Origin of the sequence: Corynebacterium sp. HMSC074C01 (genome assembly GCF_001814605.1) — a bacterium.
Taxonomy (GTDB): Bacteria; Actinomycetota; Actinomycetes; order Mycobacteriales; family Mycobacteriaceae; genus Corynebacterium.
In genome coordinates, this window is record NZ_KV817260.1 from 27,808 (window position 1) to 45,375 (window position 17,568).

General features: G+C 61.5%; 16 protein-coding genes. 4 read left to right on the forward strand and 12 right to left on the reverse strand.

Going from position 1 to position 17,568, the window contains the following annotated elements; translation table 11 throughout:
- Positions 1-50 precede the first annotated feature (50 nt).
- Positions 51-542 (forward strand): gluconokinase, encoded by a 492-nt coding sequence (locus HMPREF2978_RS01805; protein WP_371326355.1) that lies wholly within the window; start codon positions 51-53, stop codon positions 540-542.
- Here the strand turns inward: HMPREF2978_RS01805 and HMPREF2978_RS01810 are convergent, their stop codons facing one another.
- The 6 genes from HMPREF2978_RS01810 to HMPREF2978_RS01835 all read right to left on the reverse strand — a co-directional run bounded on the left by HMPREF2978_RS01810 (position 543) and on the right by HMPREF2978_RS01835 (position 8,464).
- A complete protein-coding gene (locus HMPREF2978_RS01810; protein ID WP_070526477.1) occupies positions 543-1,937 on the reverse strand; it encodes a GntP family permease in 1,395 nt (464 codons plus the stop codon). It lies immediately after the preceding gene.
- Between the two features lie 84 nt (positions 1,938-2,021).
- The gene (locus tag HMPREF2978_RS01815; RefSeq protein WP_070526396.1) at positions 2,022-3,179 is read right to left on the reverse strand and encodes an alpha/beta hydrolase; all 1,158 of its coding nucleotides are present in this window, start codon (positions 3,177-3,179) and stop codon (positions 2,022-2,024) included.
- 185 nt (positions 3,180-3,364) lie between these two features.
- Positions 3,365-4,747, reverse strand: a complete 1,383-nt coding sequence (locus HMPREF2978_RS01820; RefSeq protein ID WP_070743813.1) for a hypothetical protein — start codon at positions 4,745-4,747, stop codon at positions 3,365-3,367.
- A 412-nt stretch (positions 4,748-5,159) separates the two neighbouring features.
- Positions 5,160-5,768, reverse strand: a complete 609-nt coding sequence (locus HMPREF2978_RS01825) for a cation efflux transmembrane domain-containing protein (protein ID WP_070743815.1) — start codon at positions 5,766-5,768, stop codon at positions 5,160-5,162.
- A 65-nt stretch (positions 5,769-5,833) separates the two neighbouring features.
- Positions 5,834-7,186 (reverse strand): MFS transporter, encoded by a 1,353-nt coding sequence (locus tag HMPREF2978_RS01830; RefSeq protein WP_070743817.1) that lies wholly within the window; start codon positions 7,184-7,186, stop codon positions 5,834-5,836.
- A 138-nt stretch (positions 7,187-7,324) separates the two neighbouring features.
- The gene (locus HMPREF2978_RS01835) at positions 7,325-8,464 is read right to left on the reverse strand and encodes a helix-turn-helix domain-containing protein (RefSeq protein ID WP_070526383.1); all 1,140 of its coding nucleotides are present in this window, start codon (positions 8,462-8,464) and stop codon (positions 7,325-7,327) included.
- Between the two features lie 141 nt (positions 8,465-8,605).
- Between HMPREF2978_RS01835 and HMPREF2978_RS01840 the strand changes: the two genes are divergently transcribed.
- Together HMPREF2978_RS01840 and HMPREF2978_RS01845 are read left to right on the forward strand one after the other, a co-directional pair.
- Positions 8,606-10,198 carry an amidohydrolase gene (locus HMPREF2978_RS01840; RefSeq protein ID WP_070743819.1) on the forward strand — a complete coding sequence of 531 codons (1,593 nt, stop codon included), beginning with the start codon at positions 8,606-8,608 and terminating at the stop codon, positions 10,196-10,198.
- Between the two features lie 9 nt (positions 10,199-10,207).
- Positions 10,208-11,443 carry a M20 family metallo-hydrolase gene (locus HMPREF2978_RS01845; RefSeq protein WP_070526376.1) on the forward strand — a complete coding sequence of 412 codons (1,236 nt, stop codon included), beginning with the start codon at positions 10,208-10,210 and terminating at the stop codon, positions 11,441-11,443.
- A 35-nt stretch (positions 11,444-11,478) separates the two neighbouring features.
- Here HMPREF2978_RS01845 and HMPREF2978_RS01850 read toward each other — a convergent pair whose 3' ends face one another.
- From HMPREF2978_RS01850 to HMPREF2978_RS01870, 5 genes are all read right to left on the reverse strand, one after another.
- Positions 11,479-11,925: a MarR family winged helix-turn-helix transcriptional regulator gene (locus tag HMPREF2978_RS01850; RefSeq protein WP_070743821.1), complete on the reverse strand. Its 447-nt coding sequence runs from the start codon at positions 11,923-11,925 to the stop codon at positions 11,479-11,481.
- A 55-nt stretch (positions 11,926-11,980) separates the two neighbouring features.
- Positions 11,981-12,376, reverse strand: a complete 396-nt coding sequence (locus tag HMPREF2978_RS01855; RefSeq protein ID WP_070526370.1) for an MmcQ/YjbR family DNA-binding protein — start codon at positions 12,374-12,376, stop codon at positions 11,981-11,983.
- A 234-nt stretch (positions 12,377-12,610) separates the two neighbouring features.
- Positions 12,611-13,411, reverse strand: coding sequence for an enoyl-CoA hydratase-related protein (locus tag HMPREF2978_RS01860; RefSeq protein WP_070743823.1), 801 nt, complete (start codon positions 13,409-13,411; stop codon positions 12,611-12,613).
- 2 nt (positions 13,412-13,413) lie between these two features.
- Positions 13,414-14,385 carry an NAD(P)H-dependent flavin oxidoreductase gene (locus HMPREF2978_RS01865; protein WP_070743824.1) on the reverse strand — a complete coding sequence of 324 codons (972 nt, stop codon included), beginning with the start codon at positions 14,383-14,385 and terminating at the stop codon, positions 13,414-13,416.
- Positions 14,386-14,459: 74 nt separating this feature from the next.
- On the reverse strand, positions 14,460-14,870 hold the full coding sequence (locus HMPREF2978_RS01870; RefSeq protein ID WP_070743826.1) for an acyl-CoA thioesterase: 411 nt from the start codon (positions 14,868-14,870) through the stop codon (positions 14,460-14,462).
- A gap of 87 nt (positions 14,871-14,957) precedes the next feature.
- Between HMPREF2978_RS01870 and HMPREF2978_RS01875 the strand changes: the two genes are divergently transcribed.
- Positions 14,958-16,139, forward strand: a complete 1,182-nt coding sequence (locus HMPREF2978_RS01875) for an acyl-CoA dehydrogenase family protein (protein WP_070743828.1) — start codon at positions 14,958-14,960, stop codon at positions 16,137-16,139.
- A 48-nt stretch (positions 16,140-16,187) separates the two neighbouring features.
- Here the strand turns inward: HMPREF2978_RS01875 and HMPREF2978_RS01880 are convergent, their stop codons facing one another.
- A complete protein-coding gene (locus HMPREF2978_RS01880) occupies positions 16,188-17,561 on the reverse strand; it encodes an NAD-dependent succinate-semialdehyde dehydrogenase (protein WP_070526360.1) in 1,374 nt (457 codons plus the stop codon).
- Positions 17,562-17,568 lie beyond the last annotated feature (7 nt).

Here is a 17,568-nt window from a genome sequence, read left to right on the forward strand (position 1 = left end):
GTCACGTAGTGCATAGCGCCTAAAATCTGGTGGCGTGTGAAGGAGGAATGATGCGCAAACATGTCGTGATCATGGGAGTCTCAAGCTGCGGCAAGTCTACGGTCGGGGAGTTGCTGGCGCAGCACACCGGCCTCCCCTTTCAGGACGGGGATGACATGCACCCGGCGGCGAACATCGAGAAGATGGCCTCGGGGCAGGCGCTTGACGACGATGACCGGAAACCCTGGCTCGAATCCATCGGGCGCTTCCTCGCGGACCAAGAAGATGGAGCCATCGTCGGCTGCTCCGCGCTCAAGCATTCCTACCGTGAACTCATTCGGGCCGCAGCGCCAGATACGGTTTTCGTGCACCTGCACGGCTCTTATGATCTGCTCAAAGAACGCATGAGTAAGCGTTCTGGGCACTTTATGCCTGTATCCCTGCTTGATTCGCAGTTCGAAACGCTGGAGGAACTGCGCCCAGAGGAAGCAGGAGTAGTGCTCGATGTCAGCGCTAGGCCGGAGGAGCTGGCCGCCGCGGCGGCAAAGTACCTTCAGAGCTAGCTAAAGCAGCGCGGCGGCACCGTAGAAGATAAGGACAATGCCGAAGCCAATAGAGGAAATGAGCGCCTGGTTTACAGTCCACGTTCGCAGCGTGGTCGACACATCCATGCCCATGAGCCGGCCGACGAGCCAGAAGCCCGAGTCATTGACGTGGCTACCAAAGACGGAGCCAGCCGCGGTGGCCAGTGTGATGAGGACCAGCTGGATTTCGCTGAAGCCACCAGCTTCGACGGCGGGTGCCATGAGCGCGGCGGCAGTGGTGAGCGCAACGGTGGCTGAGCCTTGTGCCAGGCGCAGGGCTACCGCGATGAGGTAGCAGGCCAAGATAACGGGGACACCGAGGTTGGACATAGAATCCGCGAGCGCATCACCAATGCCGCTGGTACGCAGCACCCCGCCGAACATGCCGCCGGCACCGGTGATGAGGATGACGGAACAAATCGGTCCGAGCGAGGACTCCATGGTTTTCTCAATGACGCTCTTGTCTTCCCCGCGGCGCAACCCCAGCACGGCCATCGCTGCAAGCGCGGTGATGATGAGCGCGATCGGCGTTTGCCCCAGGAAGATGAGGAAGCGCACCCATGTAGCAGAAGGATCGACAACGCCAGCCGTTCCCAGCGTGCTCAACCCGGTATTGCCGAAGATGAGGACCATAGGGATGAGTAGGATACTGATTACTGAAGCCGGGGAGGCGGGGCGATCCGGCAATTCGGCATCGCTGACCAGCGCGCCGGTTATGGCCTCCTCAAGACGGTAGGGGTACTTCTTGCCCAGGTGGAGCCCGAAGCGGTAGCCGGAGAGATACCACGTGGGCAAAGCCACGAGGAGACCGAAGATAAGGATCAGGCCGATGTTCGCGCTGAAGAACTCACCTGCTGCGACGGGGCCTGGGTGAGGTGGCACGAAGACGTGCATGACGGAGAAAGCACCGGCCGCGGGAATGCCATAGGCCAGGACTGGGCCATCCAAGCGCCTGGCAACGGCAAAGATGACCGGCAGCATCACCATGAGGCCTGCGTCGAAGAAGATTGGGAAGCCCATAATGAGGGAAGCCACGCCCAACGCCAGGGGCGCTTTGTTTTCGCCGAAGAGTTTCACGAGGGCGTCGGCAAGCGTTTTGGCGCCACCGGAGGTCTCTGCCAAGCGCCCGATCATGGCGCCCAGGCCCACCAACAAGGCCACGGAACCGAGGGTCGAACCGAAGCCGCTCGTCATGGTGGGAACCACGCCATCCAGCGGGATTCCCGCTGCCAAAGCGGTGAGCGCGGAGACCGTGACAAGGGTGACGAAGGCGTGCACCTTGAAGTGGATGACGAGGATGAGGATGACGGCAATGGCCGCCACCGCAATTCCAAGTAGAGGTCCGGTGCCCAGCGTGGGCTCCCAAGTATCCATGACATTCATGAATGCTGATTTTACGTGTGCGCTGCGTGGTGATCTAGAGCTCACACGCTTCAGTTGTGTGCGGGATCGCCGGTGCTAGTTCACTCCGAGTGCCGGGCCCACCGTGGCCCAACTGATGGCTAGCTCCCGGCGGAACAGCCCCCACGTGTGGCGCCCGGCCGGAAGCTCGTAGTAGTCAAGATCAACGCCAGCGGCGGTGGCTCGCTTGGCGTAAAAGGAACTGCACCAGTAATCCAAGCGTTCGTTGAGGCCCAAGGCTGGGAGTGGTGAGTCCTCAATATCGACGTCAAAGTCTGCTGGGCCACCGCGGGAGACGATGACAAAGGTCTTCCGCCCCTTTTGTTGTTCGAGATTGAGAACCGGCGAATGCTGTGCCCATGCCGGATCCCATGGTGCGCCGAAAGAACGCGCTGGGTCCGTACCGTAGAAAGCCGCGCTTACCCATGCGAAAGACTGCGCAAGGATACCTGTGGTCGAAGGGCAGCCGGAGAAGGAACCAGCCACCTTAAAGCGCGGATCATATGTGGCGAGCTCCAGGGCTGGGCCACCCGAGTTGCTCACGCCCGCGATGCCGTCGCGGCCGTTGCCGTGAAACTCGGCGTCGATAAGCTGCGGGAGCTCCTTGGTCAGGTAGGTAGCCCACTTGTATTTTCCGTGGGTGTCATGGGGCTGCGACCAGTCGGACATCATCGAGCCATAAGCACCGCGGGGTGATACGACATTCACGTGCTTGTCGCGGAAGAACTCGGAAGCTCCTCCACCGTCCCACCACAGTGCGTCCTCGCCTCCACCAGCGCCGCCCAGGAGGTAATAGGTCGGGCGAGGCTGAGTATTGTCTAATCCTCCCGGAGGAAGAATGATGTCGTTGGTGATGACGCGGTCCATGGCCGGTGAATAGGCCTTAAGTTCCCACACGTTGTCTTGGATATGTCGCAGCTCGCGCAGTTGTGCCGGTGCGGTGGTCGCCGGTGGGCGCGTAGCGTCCGGTGCTACCGTCGGGATTCTCAATTGCTGAAGCAACTGCCCCCAGGCAGCGACGATATTGTCGGCAAAGAGTACTGGGGCTAGTGGGCCCAGTGCTATGGGATCGAGGGCACTGGAGTGTTGATCGATGTTGGCGATATCGCTGCTCATCGTATCCGGTGTTTGTGCGTGTGCCGGCTGCGTGTGAGTGGGGGAAAGGACCAGCCCCACAGAAAGAAGGACCGCGAGTGCGGTGCGAGAGAAATGCATTTGTTCACAATAGCCAACTAATTGTGTACCGCGAAATGCCGTCTGCGTTATGAGAGCCTCGTGAAAGAGTCTCTGGGCATAAAGAAACCCCGACCGCGCGTGGCGGTCGGGGTCCTCTCACTCTCTCATTGCCGGATGAAGCACCGGCGGGCTGTGCACTCTCTGCAGTGGGCGAGGGGTGTTGCTTAGAACAGGCCCTCAGCCTTCTTGCCGGTGTCCTTCACGGTGATCTCGCGGGAGTCAACGTTCTGGTCGTTGTCGGTGGACTTGTCACCGTCGAGGCGGGAAATCTGGGTGACCTCGATGTAGTTCTTCAGGCGGCCTTCCTTGGTGTTGCCGTCGCCGAAGTCCAGGTTGGCAACGCGAGCGGACTCGCCAGCGTTAATCGGGTTGGCCAGGGTGACCTCGAAGGAGCGGGTGGAGGTCTTCTCGTCGAAGCCCAGGTCGCGGATGTGCGCGCCGTTGGAGGAACGCGGGGTGATGAGGCGGTCAACGCCCTTCGGGCCCTCGGCGGTCTTGACGTCAACGCGGTACTGAACAGCCGGGAAGTCGCCGTAGTAGCGCTCGGTGCCGACGTTCTCCAGGCGGAGAGCAACGGTGCCAGCGAAACCTGCGTGCTTAGCGCCGGAGGTGGTCAGAACGGGCTTCAGGTCCAGCTTCTGCTTAGCCTCATCGGTCTTGCCGTTCTCGACGTCCTCCTGGACCTTCTTGTCGGCTTCCTCTTCCTTATTGCCCTCAGCCTCGGACACGGCCTTCTCCTCCGGAGCGACCTCGTTGTCCTTGATGACCTCAGCGTCAGCCTCCGGGGACTTCTCCTCCTCAACAACCTTCGGATCGTTGACGTCGGTGGTGTTCTGAGCGTCCTTGTTCGGAGCGTAGGAATCAGCGATGTCGTCGTAGAGCTTGACGCGAACCTCGTTCTTCATCGGCTGCATTGCGGACCAGAAGGTCGGGGTGGACCAGGTGCCGTTCGGCTTGCAGTACTGCTGGGTGCCGGTCATGTTCAGAACGCGGAAGCCGTAGGTGGCCTCACCGGTGTGGTTCGGCGGAACATCGTATGGGCCGATGGACTGGCCAGCCTCCCAGGACAGGGAGTAGGACGCAGAAGCGCCGAGCTTGGTGGCGATCTCGTGGGAGATGCCGAAGGAGCCCTCGGAGTTCTTGCCGGAGCCCTTGCCGCCTGCGTTCATGGAGGTGGTCTCAGTGCGGTCACCGTTGACGGACAGGGAGATGGACTGGGACTTGGACAGGTCCTGCTGCAGCGGGATGTCCTTCTTGGTCTGGTTGGTGGTGGAGATGGTGCCGGCCGGCATGAAGTTATCGGTCACCTTGTACACCACGGTGCGGTGGTCCTCCCACGGGTTGCAGACCGGGCGCGGGTTGAGCACGTTGGCCTTCTTGTGGTCGGAGCCGTGGGTGGTGTGAACGATCGGCAGCTTGGCGTTCACGGCCGGGGTCTCCGGGTAGGACTCGGTGTGGGTTGCTGCGGATGCAGCCGGTGCGATGAGGGCGGAGCCCGCAATCGCGAGGCCAGCGATAAGGCCGGCGGAGCGACGACGCTTGGTCATTATTGTTCTCCTGGATGAAAAATTATGGGGCAATGTGGTGACGCACTGTGGTGGCGCTGTAGGTGAGCTGTAGTGCCCAGTGCGTGACGTGTTGCAACGATAAGACGCTTTTCAGGATCACGCACCCTTAGAATTGTCCATATTTTTGCCAATGAAAGTAAATGTCGATTGGGTGACCCTAGGGTGAACATTTTGCTAAGAAATTTGCGAAGACCTTGGTTTTGTCCAATTAGACCGTATTCTGCGAAAACGTCTCTTTGACCGTTCGTTCACAAACTAAAGAATGACCCCATATAGGGGCGTATAGGGGTTGTTGGGTGGGGTGTCAGTGGGTAATTCTGGCCACCAGGGGGCGGGGGAATGGGCGCGCGGCGACGCGACGCAGGCTTAAAGGTTTCTTATAAAGGCCGGGTTAGTCTTCTTCGATTTCTGGGTCCTCTGAACGTGCCTGTTCGAAGACCTCCGCCGCTGCGCGCAAGTTGATGGTGCCGATGATGAGGCCGACGACGATATCCGGCCATGGACTTGCCCATGCCAGCATGAGCAGGCCAGCGCCAAGGATGAGGATATTGGCGGCGACATCGTTGCGTGCAGCCAACCATGCCCCGCGTGTGAGTGCGCTGCCGTGGCGAAGCTGCAGCAACAGCACTGCGCAGAGCAGATTGATGAGCATGGCGGCCACGGCCGTACCCGATAGCGTGAGTGGTTCAGGGACAGCGCCGTTGATGATCTTCCAAATCGCCATGCCATAGGACGCCACCGCGGGGATCAGGATGAGCCCGGCTAGCCCATAGCTTGCTTTGCGACGCCCCTCCACCGACCAACGCAGCGCTAACAACACGAGCGCATTGATGAGGAAGTCCTCGAGGAAGTCGGCGGCATCAGCGAAGAGCGAGGCTGAGCCAATGATGCAGGCGATGATGAACTCGCCGAAGAATCCGAGGAGGTTCAGCGCGGCTACCCAGGCGACAATGCGCCGGGCGCGAGCGTTCAGTGTGGAGGCGGAGAGATCATGCGACACGGCACCTGAGCTTAGTGGGCTGAGGTGCCGTGTCCCAATTTGTTTTTCTTATGAACCGTTTCGGATTAGTCGACGATGGCGACGTCGTCTTCTCGGCGGTGTTTCTCGCCAGCGAAGCCGCCGAAGGCTGTGATGAGGGCGGTCGCGGCCAGGATGATGATTCCCGGTGTGGAACTGGGGGTCTCGTTGGAAGCGTTCAACGCGGTGGCAAAGAAGGGGAGCAGCCCCGATACTGCTGACGCGATATTGGCGGAGATGGCCACGCCGGAATAGCGGACGTTGGCGGGGAAGACCTCTGAGAGTAGGACGCCTGACACGGAATAGGTGATGGTGACCAGGGACAGCCCAATACAGACGGCAAGCGTGAGGAGAACGGCATTGCCGGTATCGATCATCGCCCACAGCGGCCACGCCATGATGGCGGTGGCAAGCGCGCCGTATCCGATAACACGACCCGGGCCAATCTTTTCACCGATGCGTCCGAAGATGATGTTGATGAAGATCTGGCACACAGCGCCGAGGAGGGTGGCGTTCACGACGGTCTGGCGTTCGAAGTCCAGCGTGGTTGTGGCGTAGGAGAGGACATAGGTGCTCATGACGAAGAAGCCACCAATGCCGAGGAAGGCCGCTGCGGAAGCAAGGCACAGTTGTGGGAAGTGCTGCGTGAAAAGTTCCTTCAGTGATCCTTGGTGCGCAGCCTCGTCGGCTTCTGCTTCCTCTTCGAGGGCTTTGTAGACAGGAGATTCTTCAGCCTTTGTGCGAATCCACAGTGCTACTCCAAGGAAGGGGAAAGCGATGAGGAAGGGAACACGCCAGCCCCAGGAGTTCACCGCGTCATCATCAAGCATGAGCACAAGCGCGAAGGCGCCGGAGGAGAGCAGTGTGCCGGCGGGGGAGCCGATCTGCACGAAGGCCGCGTAGCGGCCGCGCTTTTCAGCCGGTGCGTGTTCGATAGCCATGGTCGTTGCACCGCCCCATTCGCCGCCAACGGCGACTCCTTGAAGCAGGCGCAGGATGACGAGAGCGATGGGCGCCCAAATGCCAATGCTGTTAAAGGTGGGCAGAAGGCCGATGATTCCGGTGGCCACACCGATGACAACGATGGAGATGATGAGGGCTGGTCGGCGGCCCATCTTATCGCCGATTTGGCCGAAAATGACCGCGCCGAGCGGGCGGGCAAGGAAGCCCACGCCGAAGGTGGCGAAGGAGGCCAGGGTGGCGCCGGTGCCTGACATTCCCGAGAAGAAGAGATCGTTGAAGACGAGCGCGGCGGCGGTGCCGAAGAGGAAGAAGTCATACCATTCAAGGGCAGTGCCGACGAATGCGGAACTGGCGATGCGGAAGACGTCCTTTGACTCGACCTTGATTTCCTCGGCGCCGGATTCGGCCGAAGAGGCCGGCGGTGCATGGGTAGTCATATCGAGGTACTCCTTATGTGAAGTGCATTACCTTTTTATGGGACATTAGGCGCACATCACCCGCGAGTAAATGATCTGGAGGTATTTCTATGCATCGACCCACGACGCAACGGCAACGGTTGTGTCTGTGCACAAGTGCTATCGGTTTGTGCGGTGTAGCGCCAGCAATACTCGCGCGGCGTCCTTTGGGCGAGTGATATCAAGGCCGGTGAGCTCCGTGACTTGTCGAAGGCGGTTGAGCACCGTATTGCGGTGGCAGTGCAGCGCTTCGGCGGAGTCCTTGATGGACCCACAATCCAGGTAGGTGGTGATGGTTCGGTAGAGCGGCGCGTTATTAAGACGTAGCTCGGTGATTGTTTGCGTGAGCTCCGTAATGCCGCTGGCGCTGAAGTCAGCGATAGCATCCCCGGCGACGGCCCAGAGTGCGTCGGGTGCTTCGGTTAAGTGGTCCAGCGGGCCGGTGGCGTCAAAGATGCGCGGCGCTTGCTGCGCCGACGCGCGAACTCCGGCTAGGCCGATGACGTCCTGGAAGAGGACTCCGGGGATCTCTGTTAGTTCTGTGGTTGGGAGTCCGGCGGAATGCTCGCTGGAGCATTGCTCCTTGGGCCAGAAGGCCACAAACATCCCGCGCACACCGTGGCCGAAGGCCTCGCCGGAGGAGATGGGGTCGTCGAGAAGCGCGCGCAACTCCACCGCCGCGGTGGGGTGGGCCACCACAACGTCGAAGCGGCAGTCCTTGTCCACGTTGAGCGCGCGGGTGATTTCCGCAATGCCGAGCGTGCCCAGTGATTCGGCAGCAAAGAGCCGTTCCAAATGTCGGGCGTGGGCGCGGTGCACGTCGTGCTGCCCGCGCGCCTCTTCTAGGCGATAGGCATCACGCACCACCAGGTTGTACATCGTCACAACGGAATGCAGCTGGGTCACGTGGTCGATGAGCACGTCCTGGTCCGCACCGGCGGCCCGGCGTAGATGCTCCCAGAGGACTGTGAAGTCGAGCTGGATGGCGTCGATCAGCGTTGCTAGTTCCACGCCCTGGTGTGCGCGCCGCCGACCCAGGCTCTGCGCGTGGGTGCGCAGCTCTTCCTCATCCATCGCGCCGACCAGCACGTCGGTGATACGCGCAAAAACCTCGAAAGCGGTCAGGCGCAGCTCGTCCTCGCTCACCAGCGAGTCGCCATAGCGCCCCGAGCGAGTAAAGGCCGCGAGGAAATCCTCCACCAGCCGGGGGATGGTGCCATGGACCTCCGTGACGATGTCATGCCAGCGTTTCTCGTGCATATGCACAACGCTACACGGCGACCTTTGGTGAATTGCCCTCAATGTGGAGAAGTGTGTCACTGTTGCGTCTAGCATGTGGGAGCAAACACAGCGCGCGCCGCGTGCAATTTGTCGGAGAAGCATGAGAACTCAGGAGGACGCATGATCACGCGCATCGACAACGCCCACATCCTGACCCAAGATCCCGCGCGGCCGGTCACGGATGCGGTGGCCTTTGCCAACGGCCGCATCCTGGCAGTGGGAGAGGACGCCCGCGCCCTGCCTGCTGAGCAGACATGGGATGCCGGTGGGCGCACGCTCACCCCTGGCTTTAATGATGTGCATTCCCACACCGTGTGGTTCGGCCAGACGCTGTTGGAAGTCGACCTATCCCAGGTCACAACTCCTGATGAGGTCTATTCCGCCTTGCACGAGGCCGAGCCCAACCCCGATGGCTGGGTGGTGGCCGCAGGATTCCGGCCCTCCGGGCTCGATGCCCCGGTGAAGATCGCAGAGCTTGACCGCGTGACCGGCGGTGCTCCGCTGTTGATCAAGCACAACTCCGGCCACGCCTACACGGTCAACACCGCGGCCCTGCGCGCGGCGGGCGTTGACCCCGCCAACCCGCCCGAGGTAGACGGCGGCGAGTTCGTCCGCGATGCCGACGGGCACTGCACCGGGCTGCTCGATGAAAACGCCATGCGCGCCATCCAGGAGGTGACCCTGCCGGAATCCGGGGAGGAAATCGGCCGTGCCTTGGAACTGGCAACGCGCCGCTATCTCGAGCGCGGTCTAACCTCCGTCACGGATGCCGGGGTGGCCGGCGGCTGGATCGGGCACAGCCCGCGCGAGATTGCCGCCTACCAGAACGCCACCCTGCATACCCGCATGCAAGTGATGGTGACTATGGATGTGCTCCACGAGATTCCCGGACACGCCTCCGACGGCCCCGGTTGGGGTCTCGACGGCGGCCTGCGCACCGGATTCGGCGACGAGTGGCTGCAGGTCGGCCCCGTCAAGATCTTCAGCGATGGCTCCCTGCTGGGGACCACCGCCGCGCTGAGCGAGAATTACGCCTGCTGCTCCCATCACGGCTACTTCCAGGGCGACCCAGAACAGATGCGTACCCGCGCGCTGCAGGCAGCGAATTCTGGCTGGTCACTGGCCATCCATGCCATTGGTGATGCGGCGGTGGATTTTGCGATAGAGACGCTAGAGGAGGCCGTCGCCAAGCATGGCGTGCCCGCCATGCCGCACCGCATCGAACACGGCGGCGTGGTGCGCCCAGACCAGATCGAGCGCCTGCGCGGCAAGCCCATCGTGGTGGTGCCACAGCCGCTGTTCATCAAGGCCTTCGGCGACGCGATGGCGGATGCCCTCGGCCCGGAGCGCACCGCGTGGAGCTACCCGGGCAAGCGGCTTCTCGACGCCTCCCTCATCCTCCCCGGCAGCTCCGATCAACCCGTGGCGCCCGGCGTGCCGCTCGAGGTCATGCAGGCCTTCGTGGAGCGGCGCACCGCCTCGGGCCGTGACTATGGGCCCAAGGACCGTCTGACCCCAGCTGAAGCTCTCTACGCCTACACCGCAGGTTCGGCCGCGGCGACGGGCTGGGCCGGACGCAAGGGGCAGGTGATGCCGGGGCAGCTGGCGGATTTCGTGCTGCTTTCCCAGGACCCGCTGCAGACTGATGACCTTTCCACCATCGACGTGGCCGCCACCATCGTGGGCGGCGAGCTGCGCTACGGAAGCTTTTAAGGAGTAGTAATGCGAGCAACCACCAACGAACAATTTCTGGCCGATTTCCAGGCCATGTCCGCCAACGGCGCCACTCCGGGGGGCGGCGTGGAACGCCAAGCAGCAAGTGCCGGCGATAACCTCAACCGCGCTTGGTTCCACGAGGTTCTAGAGTCCCTCGGGGCGCGCGTCATCTACGACGAGATTGGGAACCAGTACGGGCTCTTCGAGCTCGCCCCCGGCGCCGAGTACGTGGGCCTGGGCTCGCACCTGGATTCGCAGCCATTGGCCGGCCGCTTCGACGGCGCCTATGGCGTGCTGGCGGCAGCCCATGCGGCCGGGCGCGTGGCGCAGGCCGGGGTCAAGGCGCGCTATAACCTGGCGGTCATCAATTGGTTCAATGAGGAGGGCTCGCGTTTTGCGCCCTCCATGATGGGCAGTTCCGTGTTTGTGGGAACGCTGGCGCTTGACCGCGCCCTCTCCGCCACCGACCTTGCCGGCATCACCGTCGCGCAGGCCCAGGAGGAAGCCGGTTGGGCCCCGCGCGGTGAAGCCCCGAAGCTCGCGGCCTATGCGGAGATCCACGTCGAGCAAGGAAAGGAGCTGGAAGCCGCCGGCAACACGATTGGTCTGGTCACCGCCACGTGGGGCGCGAAGAAATTCCAGGCGGTGGTCTCCGGTGAACAGGGCCATACCGGCTCCACGCTGATGGCCGATAGGAAGGATGCGCTCTTCGGTGCCTCCCTCATCATTGCTTCAGTAGAGCGCCTGACCCACGAATTTGCCGAAGGCCAGTTGCAGGCTTCGGTCTCGCAGCTAACACTGGAGCCGAACTCGCCGGTGACCATCGCCCGCGAGGTGCGCTTCAACGTGGACGTGCGCTCGCCCTCCACTCAGGTGCTGGACAAGGCACAGGCGCGCCTGCAGGAAATTATCACTGAAGCAGAGGAGGAGTCTCGCACCTCAGTCGAGCTATCCCCAACGCACGAGTGGGCGCTCAACCCCTACCCGGCAGCCGGTGTGGCGCTGGCCCGCGAGGTCGTGGAGGAGCTGGGCTACTCGCACCAGGAGATCTACACGGTGGCCGGCCATGATTCGACCAACCTCAAGGAGGTGGTGCCGACGGTCATGCTCTTCGTCCCGTCCGTCGACGGCATCTCACACAACGAAAAGGAGTTCACCACGGAGGAAGACTGCGTGGCTGGACTGGACGTGCTAACGCACGTGGCGCAGCGCCTCGTGGAAAACGGCTGCGGGGAGGGCTAGGTCCCTCGTGCTATGTCCATAGCGCGGCCGACGCGCTAGTCCTCATCGCTCCACGGCACATACCCGAAGGCTTTCAGCGCGGTCTCAAAACCGCGCTTCATCGTGTTCAACTCTTCCTCGCTGAACTCATAGGTGCGCAGGCGCGCCGGGCCGGTGAGGGGCACGTGGAGCAGGAAGTGCCGGCCCTCTTCGGTAATGCTGCACAGGCGGCGGCGCAGGTCCTCTGGATCGTCGTCGATGGAAATGAGATCATCGCGCACCAAGCGCTTGACCGCCTGCCCGATGGTGGCGGGCTGCCATCCCAGCTCCTTGCGCAGCTGCAGGATGGGGATGGGGCTCTTCTTATCAATGAGCCGGAGGAGCGAAAGATGGGAACCGGTGATTCCATATTCGCGGCGTGCTTCAGTATCGAATCGCGCGCGGGCGCGTTCGAAGCGGCGGTATTCCGCGATGGTCTCATCGATGAGGTCAAAATCCGTCACGTGCTCAAGCCTAAGAGCTCTGGGATAGTGTCCGCAAATGTTTACAGCGGAATCCCTAACCAAAAGTGGATGGGTCGATGGGGCGTTGCGAGCGGGGGAGTTTTTCTACTACGAGGCGGTAGGAGTCCGTCACGAGTTCGGCCAGAAGTTCCGGGGTCAGCTGGGGATCAGGGTGCACCGACACCCAATGTCGCTTATTCATGTGGTAGCCGGGCGTGATGAAGGAGTGCTCGCTACGCAGCGCCTCGGCATCCAGAGGCTCGGCTTTAAGGATGGCTTGGTGCTTGCCAGTGATTGCGGTGAGGAGAAGGAAAACCAAGCCGTGCACCTTAAACACGTCCCAGTCTGGTCCAAATGGATGCGTCAGCGTGGCGCTGGGGAGCTCCATGGCGCGGGCGGTGGCGCAGGAGTGAAGGTCCAGGACGGCGGAGCCTCTTAAGCTGGAATTCATACGGTCTAGCCTAGGTGAAAAACACCGTTGGGCCCCTTTCCGATTCCTCGGGGTAAGGGGCCCAACGGCGTCTCTATCAAGTCCCTCCAATTATCGGCCACGGGCCGCCCTCTGGAGGGTGAGGGGTTCTCTCTCTCGCATGCGCTCTCTCAAACGCACAACACTGAGTATGGGGGCTAACGCTGGCACCGCCATGAACTCTTCCTGGCAGTTTTCTGCTAGTCGCAACCTCTACTAATCGAAGCGCGCGGGGCGCTTTTCCAGGAAGGCCATGACGCCTTCCTTGTGCCCGGCAGAGCTCATTTGTGCGTACTGCGTGGGCTCTTCCCATGAAAGCTGATCCTCGAGATGGGCGAGGGCCGTGCGGTTGATGGCCTCCTTGGCCTTGGCCAGTGCATCGCGCGGCGCAATGTGCAGGCGCTCTACTACCTTGAGCGCGGTTTTCAGCGCCTGGCCCCGGGGCGCGCGCTTGGCGACGATCCCAGCTGCCTCCGCTTCCGCGACGCCGAGTTTGTCCTGCAGCAACGCCAAAGCAAGCGCGCGGTGGCGCCCCACGGAGGCAAGCGCGGTGAGGCTTACGCCGCCGTCCGGGATTAGGCCGATCTTGCCGAAGGGCAGCGTGAAGTAAGATTGCTCGCCGGCCACGATGAGATCGCAGGCGAAGGCCAGCGATGCCCCAGCGCCGGCGGCTGCGCCTTCGACCGCGGCGATGACGGGAATCTCGGCGGCCTGGATTTCGGTGACGAGCGCGTTGAGCTGCGGCAGCATCGTCGACTCAGCCGGGTTGGGGGTCTCGCCCGACTGCTGCGCTGCAGCCGCAGCCTGTGCCGCCGCCACGATGTCCGCGCCCGCGCAGAAGGCGGTCTCATCACCGGTGATGATGAGGGCGCGGATGGAGGGGTCTTGGGAGGCGTCGGCAAGCGCGGCCGAAAGTGCTTCGCAGTGTTCCTTGGCAATGGCGTTGCGCCGCGCGGAGTTGTTGATCTGGGCGATAAGGGCGGAGCCTTCGCGGCGGGTGAGGATGGCTTCGGTCATGGTTAGTCCTTAACGAGTTCGGTGAGGGAGGAAATAATGCGCGCGGCATCTGTAGAAATGCGGGAGAGGATCTCGGAGCACGGCGCAACATCATGAATGAGACCCTGCGAGGTGCCACAGGTCCATACGCCCGCGTCCAAGTCACCGGTCTCGTAGACCGCACGGCCGCGCTTGCCGGCGACGAGGTGACGGATATCCCCGAACTCAGCGCCTTGGGCGAGGCGCTCGGCCACCTCATCGCTCACGGCATTCTTGGCTACGCGGGTGGAATTGCGCAGCTCGCGGAGGATGAGCTGCGTATCGAGTTCGCTTCGCTCCACGATGGCCTGCTTGACGTTCTCGTGCACGGGTGCCTCCGTGGAGGCCACGAAGCGGGTGCCCATATTGATGCCTTCGGCACCCAGCGCTAGCGCGGCGGCCAGTCCGCGGCCATCCGCGAAACCGCCCGAGGCCACGATGGGGATGTCGAGTTGATCCGCGGCGGCGGGGATGAGGACCAGGCCCGGGATATCATCCTCGCCAGGGTGGCCAGCGCATTCGAAGCCATCGATGCTGACGATATCCACGCCCACCTTTTGCGCGCTGAGCGCATGCCGCACGGAGGTGCACTTGTGAATGACGGTGATGCCGGCATCCTTGAAGGCAGGCATGTGCTCCTTCGGGTTATTGCCGGCAGTTTCTGCGATCTTCACGCCTTCCTCAATGATGGCGTCGCGGTACTCGGCATAGGGTGGTGGGGTGATTGCCGGCAGCATGGTGAGGTTGACGCCGAATGGCTTGTCGGTGAGCTCGCGGGTGCGGCGAATCTCTTGGCGCAGATCCTCCGGGGTGGGCTGGGTGAGCGCGGTGATAACACCGAGGCCGCCGGCATTAGATACAGCAGCGGCGAGCTCTGCGCGGCCGACCCACTGCATGCCGCCTTGGATGATGGGGTGAGTGATGCCGAGCATCTCGGTAACGCGGGTGGAAATCATGAGAGTTGTTCTCCTTCGTGGTGGGAAAGCGAGGGGGAGTGCTGAATGAGTTTTGAGCTAGAGGGGGTGAATGGCTATTCGGAAAAATGAGCGCGCAGGCGCTCGGCGAGGTCATCGGACAGGGGGATGGGGCGGCGCGCGGAGACGTCGATAAGCACCAGCGTCGCCGTAGCGAACACGCACGAGGTGCCGTCCTGGATGAGCTCGTGGGCGACTTGATAGGAGGTGGTGCCGATCCGGGAGATCCATACCCGCGCCTCGATGGAATCGGCGTAGGTGAGCTCGGCGTCATACTGCACTTCAAGGGATCGCACCACGTGAGCATAGGTATCAGTGGCGACAGGGCCCGTGAGGGTGGCGGCCGCTCGGACGCGCGCCTCCTCAAGGAGGGTGACCATGGTGGCGTTGTTGACATGGGCGTTCGCGTCTTGGTCAGACCACCGCAGCGCGAGGGTTATGGGGATGGCATTAGCAGGCGCGCGCATTGTTCCTCCTGGTGCGAGCATGTAGAGTGATGCACATTACTATACATACGAATTGTGGTTCGTCACCCGAATCTTGAGGAGAATGCCATGACAGATCTTCTGGGAATCGATGCTCTGCTGAGCGAAGAAGAAAAAGCAACGCGCGACCGCGTCGCGGCACTCGTGAATGAACACATCCGCCCGCACGTGGGGCAGTGGTACGAAGAGGCGGTGTTGCCGGAGTCGATCTTCCCGGTACTGGCGGAGGCTGGTCTGTTCGGTATGCACCTAGAAGGTTATGGCTGCGCCGGGCGTTCCGCGGTTGAATACGGTCTAGCCATGCAGGAGCTGGAAGCAGGGGACTCCGGCATCCGCACGGTGGTATCGGTGCAGGGCTCGCTGGCGATGTCGGCGATTTATAAGCACGGCTCGGAGGAGCAGAAGCAACAGTGGCTTCCCAAGATGGCCGCCGGTGAGATCATTGGTTGTTTCGGTCTGACGGAGCCGACCGCGGGCTCGGACCCGGCGGGCATGGCGACGGTGGCCCGCTACCGCTCGGGGGAGTGGGTGCTGGATGGTGCGAAGCGCTGGATTGGCCTGGCAAGCGTGGCCGGGGTGGCCATTATCTGGGCCAAGGTTTCTGAGGAGGACGCCGCTGCGGCTGGCGTGGAGGCGGGCGTGCGCGGGTTCATCGTGCCGACCTCCACGCCGGGGTTTAAAGCGACGCCAATTACCCGCAAGCTGTCGATGCGCGCTTCTATCCAGTGCGATATTGAACTGGAAGAAGTTACCCTGCCTGCTGATGCACTGTTGCCCAAGCACCCTGGCCTCAAAGGGCCGTTCATGTGTCTCAATGAGGCGCGCTTCGGCATTAGTTTCGGCGCTTTGGGTGCTGCGCGCGATTCCTTGGAGGTAGCACTGAAGTACGCTAAGGAGCGCAAGCAATTCGACCGCTCGCTGGCATCCTTCCAGCTCACCCAGCAAAAGCTAGTGGATATGGCGGTGGAGCTCAACAAGGGCCAGCTGCTGGCGCTCAACCTAGGCCGCGCCAAGGACGCCGGCACGCTGGAGCCCTATCAAATTTCAGTGGGCAAGCTAGCCAATTGCCGCACCGCCATCGAGATCTGCCGTCAGGCCCGCACCATCCTGGGCGGTAACGGCGTCACCGCGGACTATTCGCCGCTGCGGCACGCCGCCAACCTAGAATCAGTGCGCACTTATGAGGGCACGGATGAGATCCACACGCTGATTCTGGGGCGTGTGCTGACGGGGGAGCAGGCGTTTAGTTAGAAATAAGCCCGAGACCTCTCCTCCAAGTGGTTTCGGGCTTAACTATTTCTAGTTGGCGATGAAGTACATCTGCTTATTGATGAATTCTTCGATACCGAGTGAGCCAAGCTCGCGGCCGAAACCTGAACGCTTGACGCCACCAAACGGCAGTTCAGGACCTTCACCAGTCGGGGTGTTGACATTACTCATTCCAGAATCGATGCGTTCAGCAATAGCTTGGGCTCGCTTGGAGTCTTGAGAGAACACCGCTGCTCCGAGGCCGAAAACATTGTCGTTCGCTATCTCGAGTGCTTCCTCATCGGTCTTAAATTTGTAGACAGTGGCTACAGGTCCAAAGAACTCCTCATAGTAGGAATCGCTGCCACGGGGGATACCTGTGATTACTGCCGGGGAGATGTAGGCTCCCTCATCGGAAAGCTCTCCGCCAACCAACAATTGACCGCCGGCTGAAACAGCGCGGTCGAGCTGGTCTTTGAGATTCTCTGCGGCGCTACGGGAAGAAAGCGGAGCATACACAGTTCCGCCGGCAGCATCTGGCAGCCCCGGCTCCATTTGCTGCGCAAGATGGACTAGTTCTTGAACAAACTCGTCATAAATGTCTTCTGCAACAATGAGCCGCTTGTTTGAATTGCAGGCTTGGCCAGTGTTGTACATGCGTGTTCCCCAAGCGAGCTCAGCTGCAGCTTTTACATTGTCCGTGTCGAGGATGATATACGGGTCTGAACCGCCAAGCTCGAGTACGGCTTTCTTGAGGTTCTCGCCAGCTTGAGCGCCAACGATAGCCCCAGCACGTTCGGAACCGGTAAGGGAAACTCCCTGAACGCGGGGGTCGGCGATAAAGGTGGAGATTTGCTCGTGGGTTGCAAAGACATTGGTATAAACCCCTGCGGGAACGCCGGCATCGAGAAAGATCTTTTCGATCGCCAGAGCAGAACGCGGGCAAATCTCTGCGTGTTTAAGGATGATGGTGTTTCCAGCGACAAGGTTGGGGCCTGCAAATCGCGCTACCTGGTAGTACGGGAAGTTCCACGGCATGATGCCGAGCAGCGGTCCGAAGGGACGGCGGCGAATATATGCTTTACCGTCAGCCTCCGTGGGGATTTCCTGATCAGCGAGGAATTTTTCCGCGTTATCTGCATAGTACTGGATAATGGCAGATGAAAACTCGGCTTCTTCGACGCCTTCAGGCAGGGGCTTGCCCATCTCTTCAGCAATGATGGCGGCGAGCTCATCCTTGCGTTCTTCGAACAGTGAGGCTGCCTTGGCCACAATCTCTGCTCGCTTTGCGACGGGCGTTGTAGACCACTCTGAGAAAGCCGCAGACGAAGCTTCGAGGATTGGCTCGATGGCAGCATTATCTAGCGCATCGAAGGTTTCAATGATTTCGTTGTTGGCTGGGTTCTGGACACGGTACTGAGACATTTTTCCT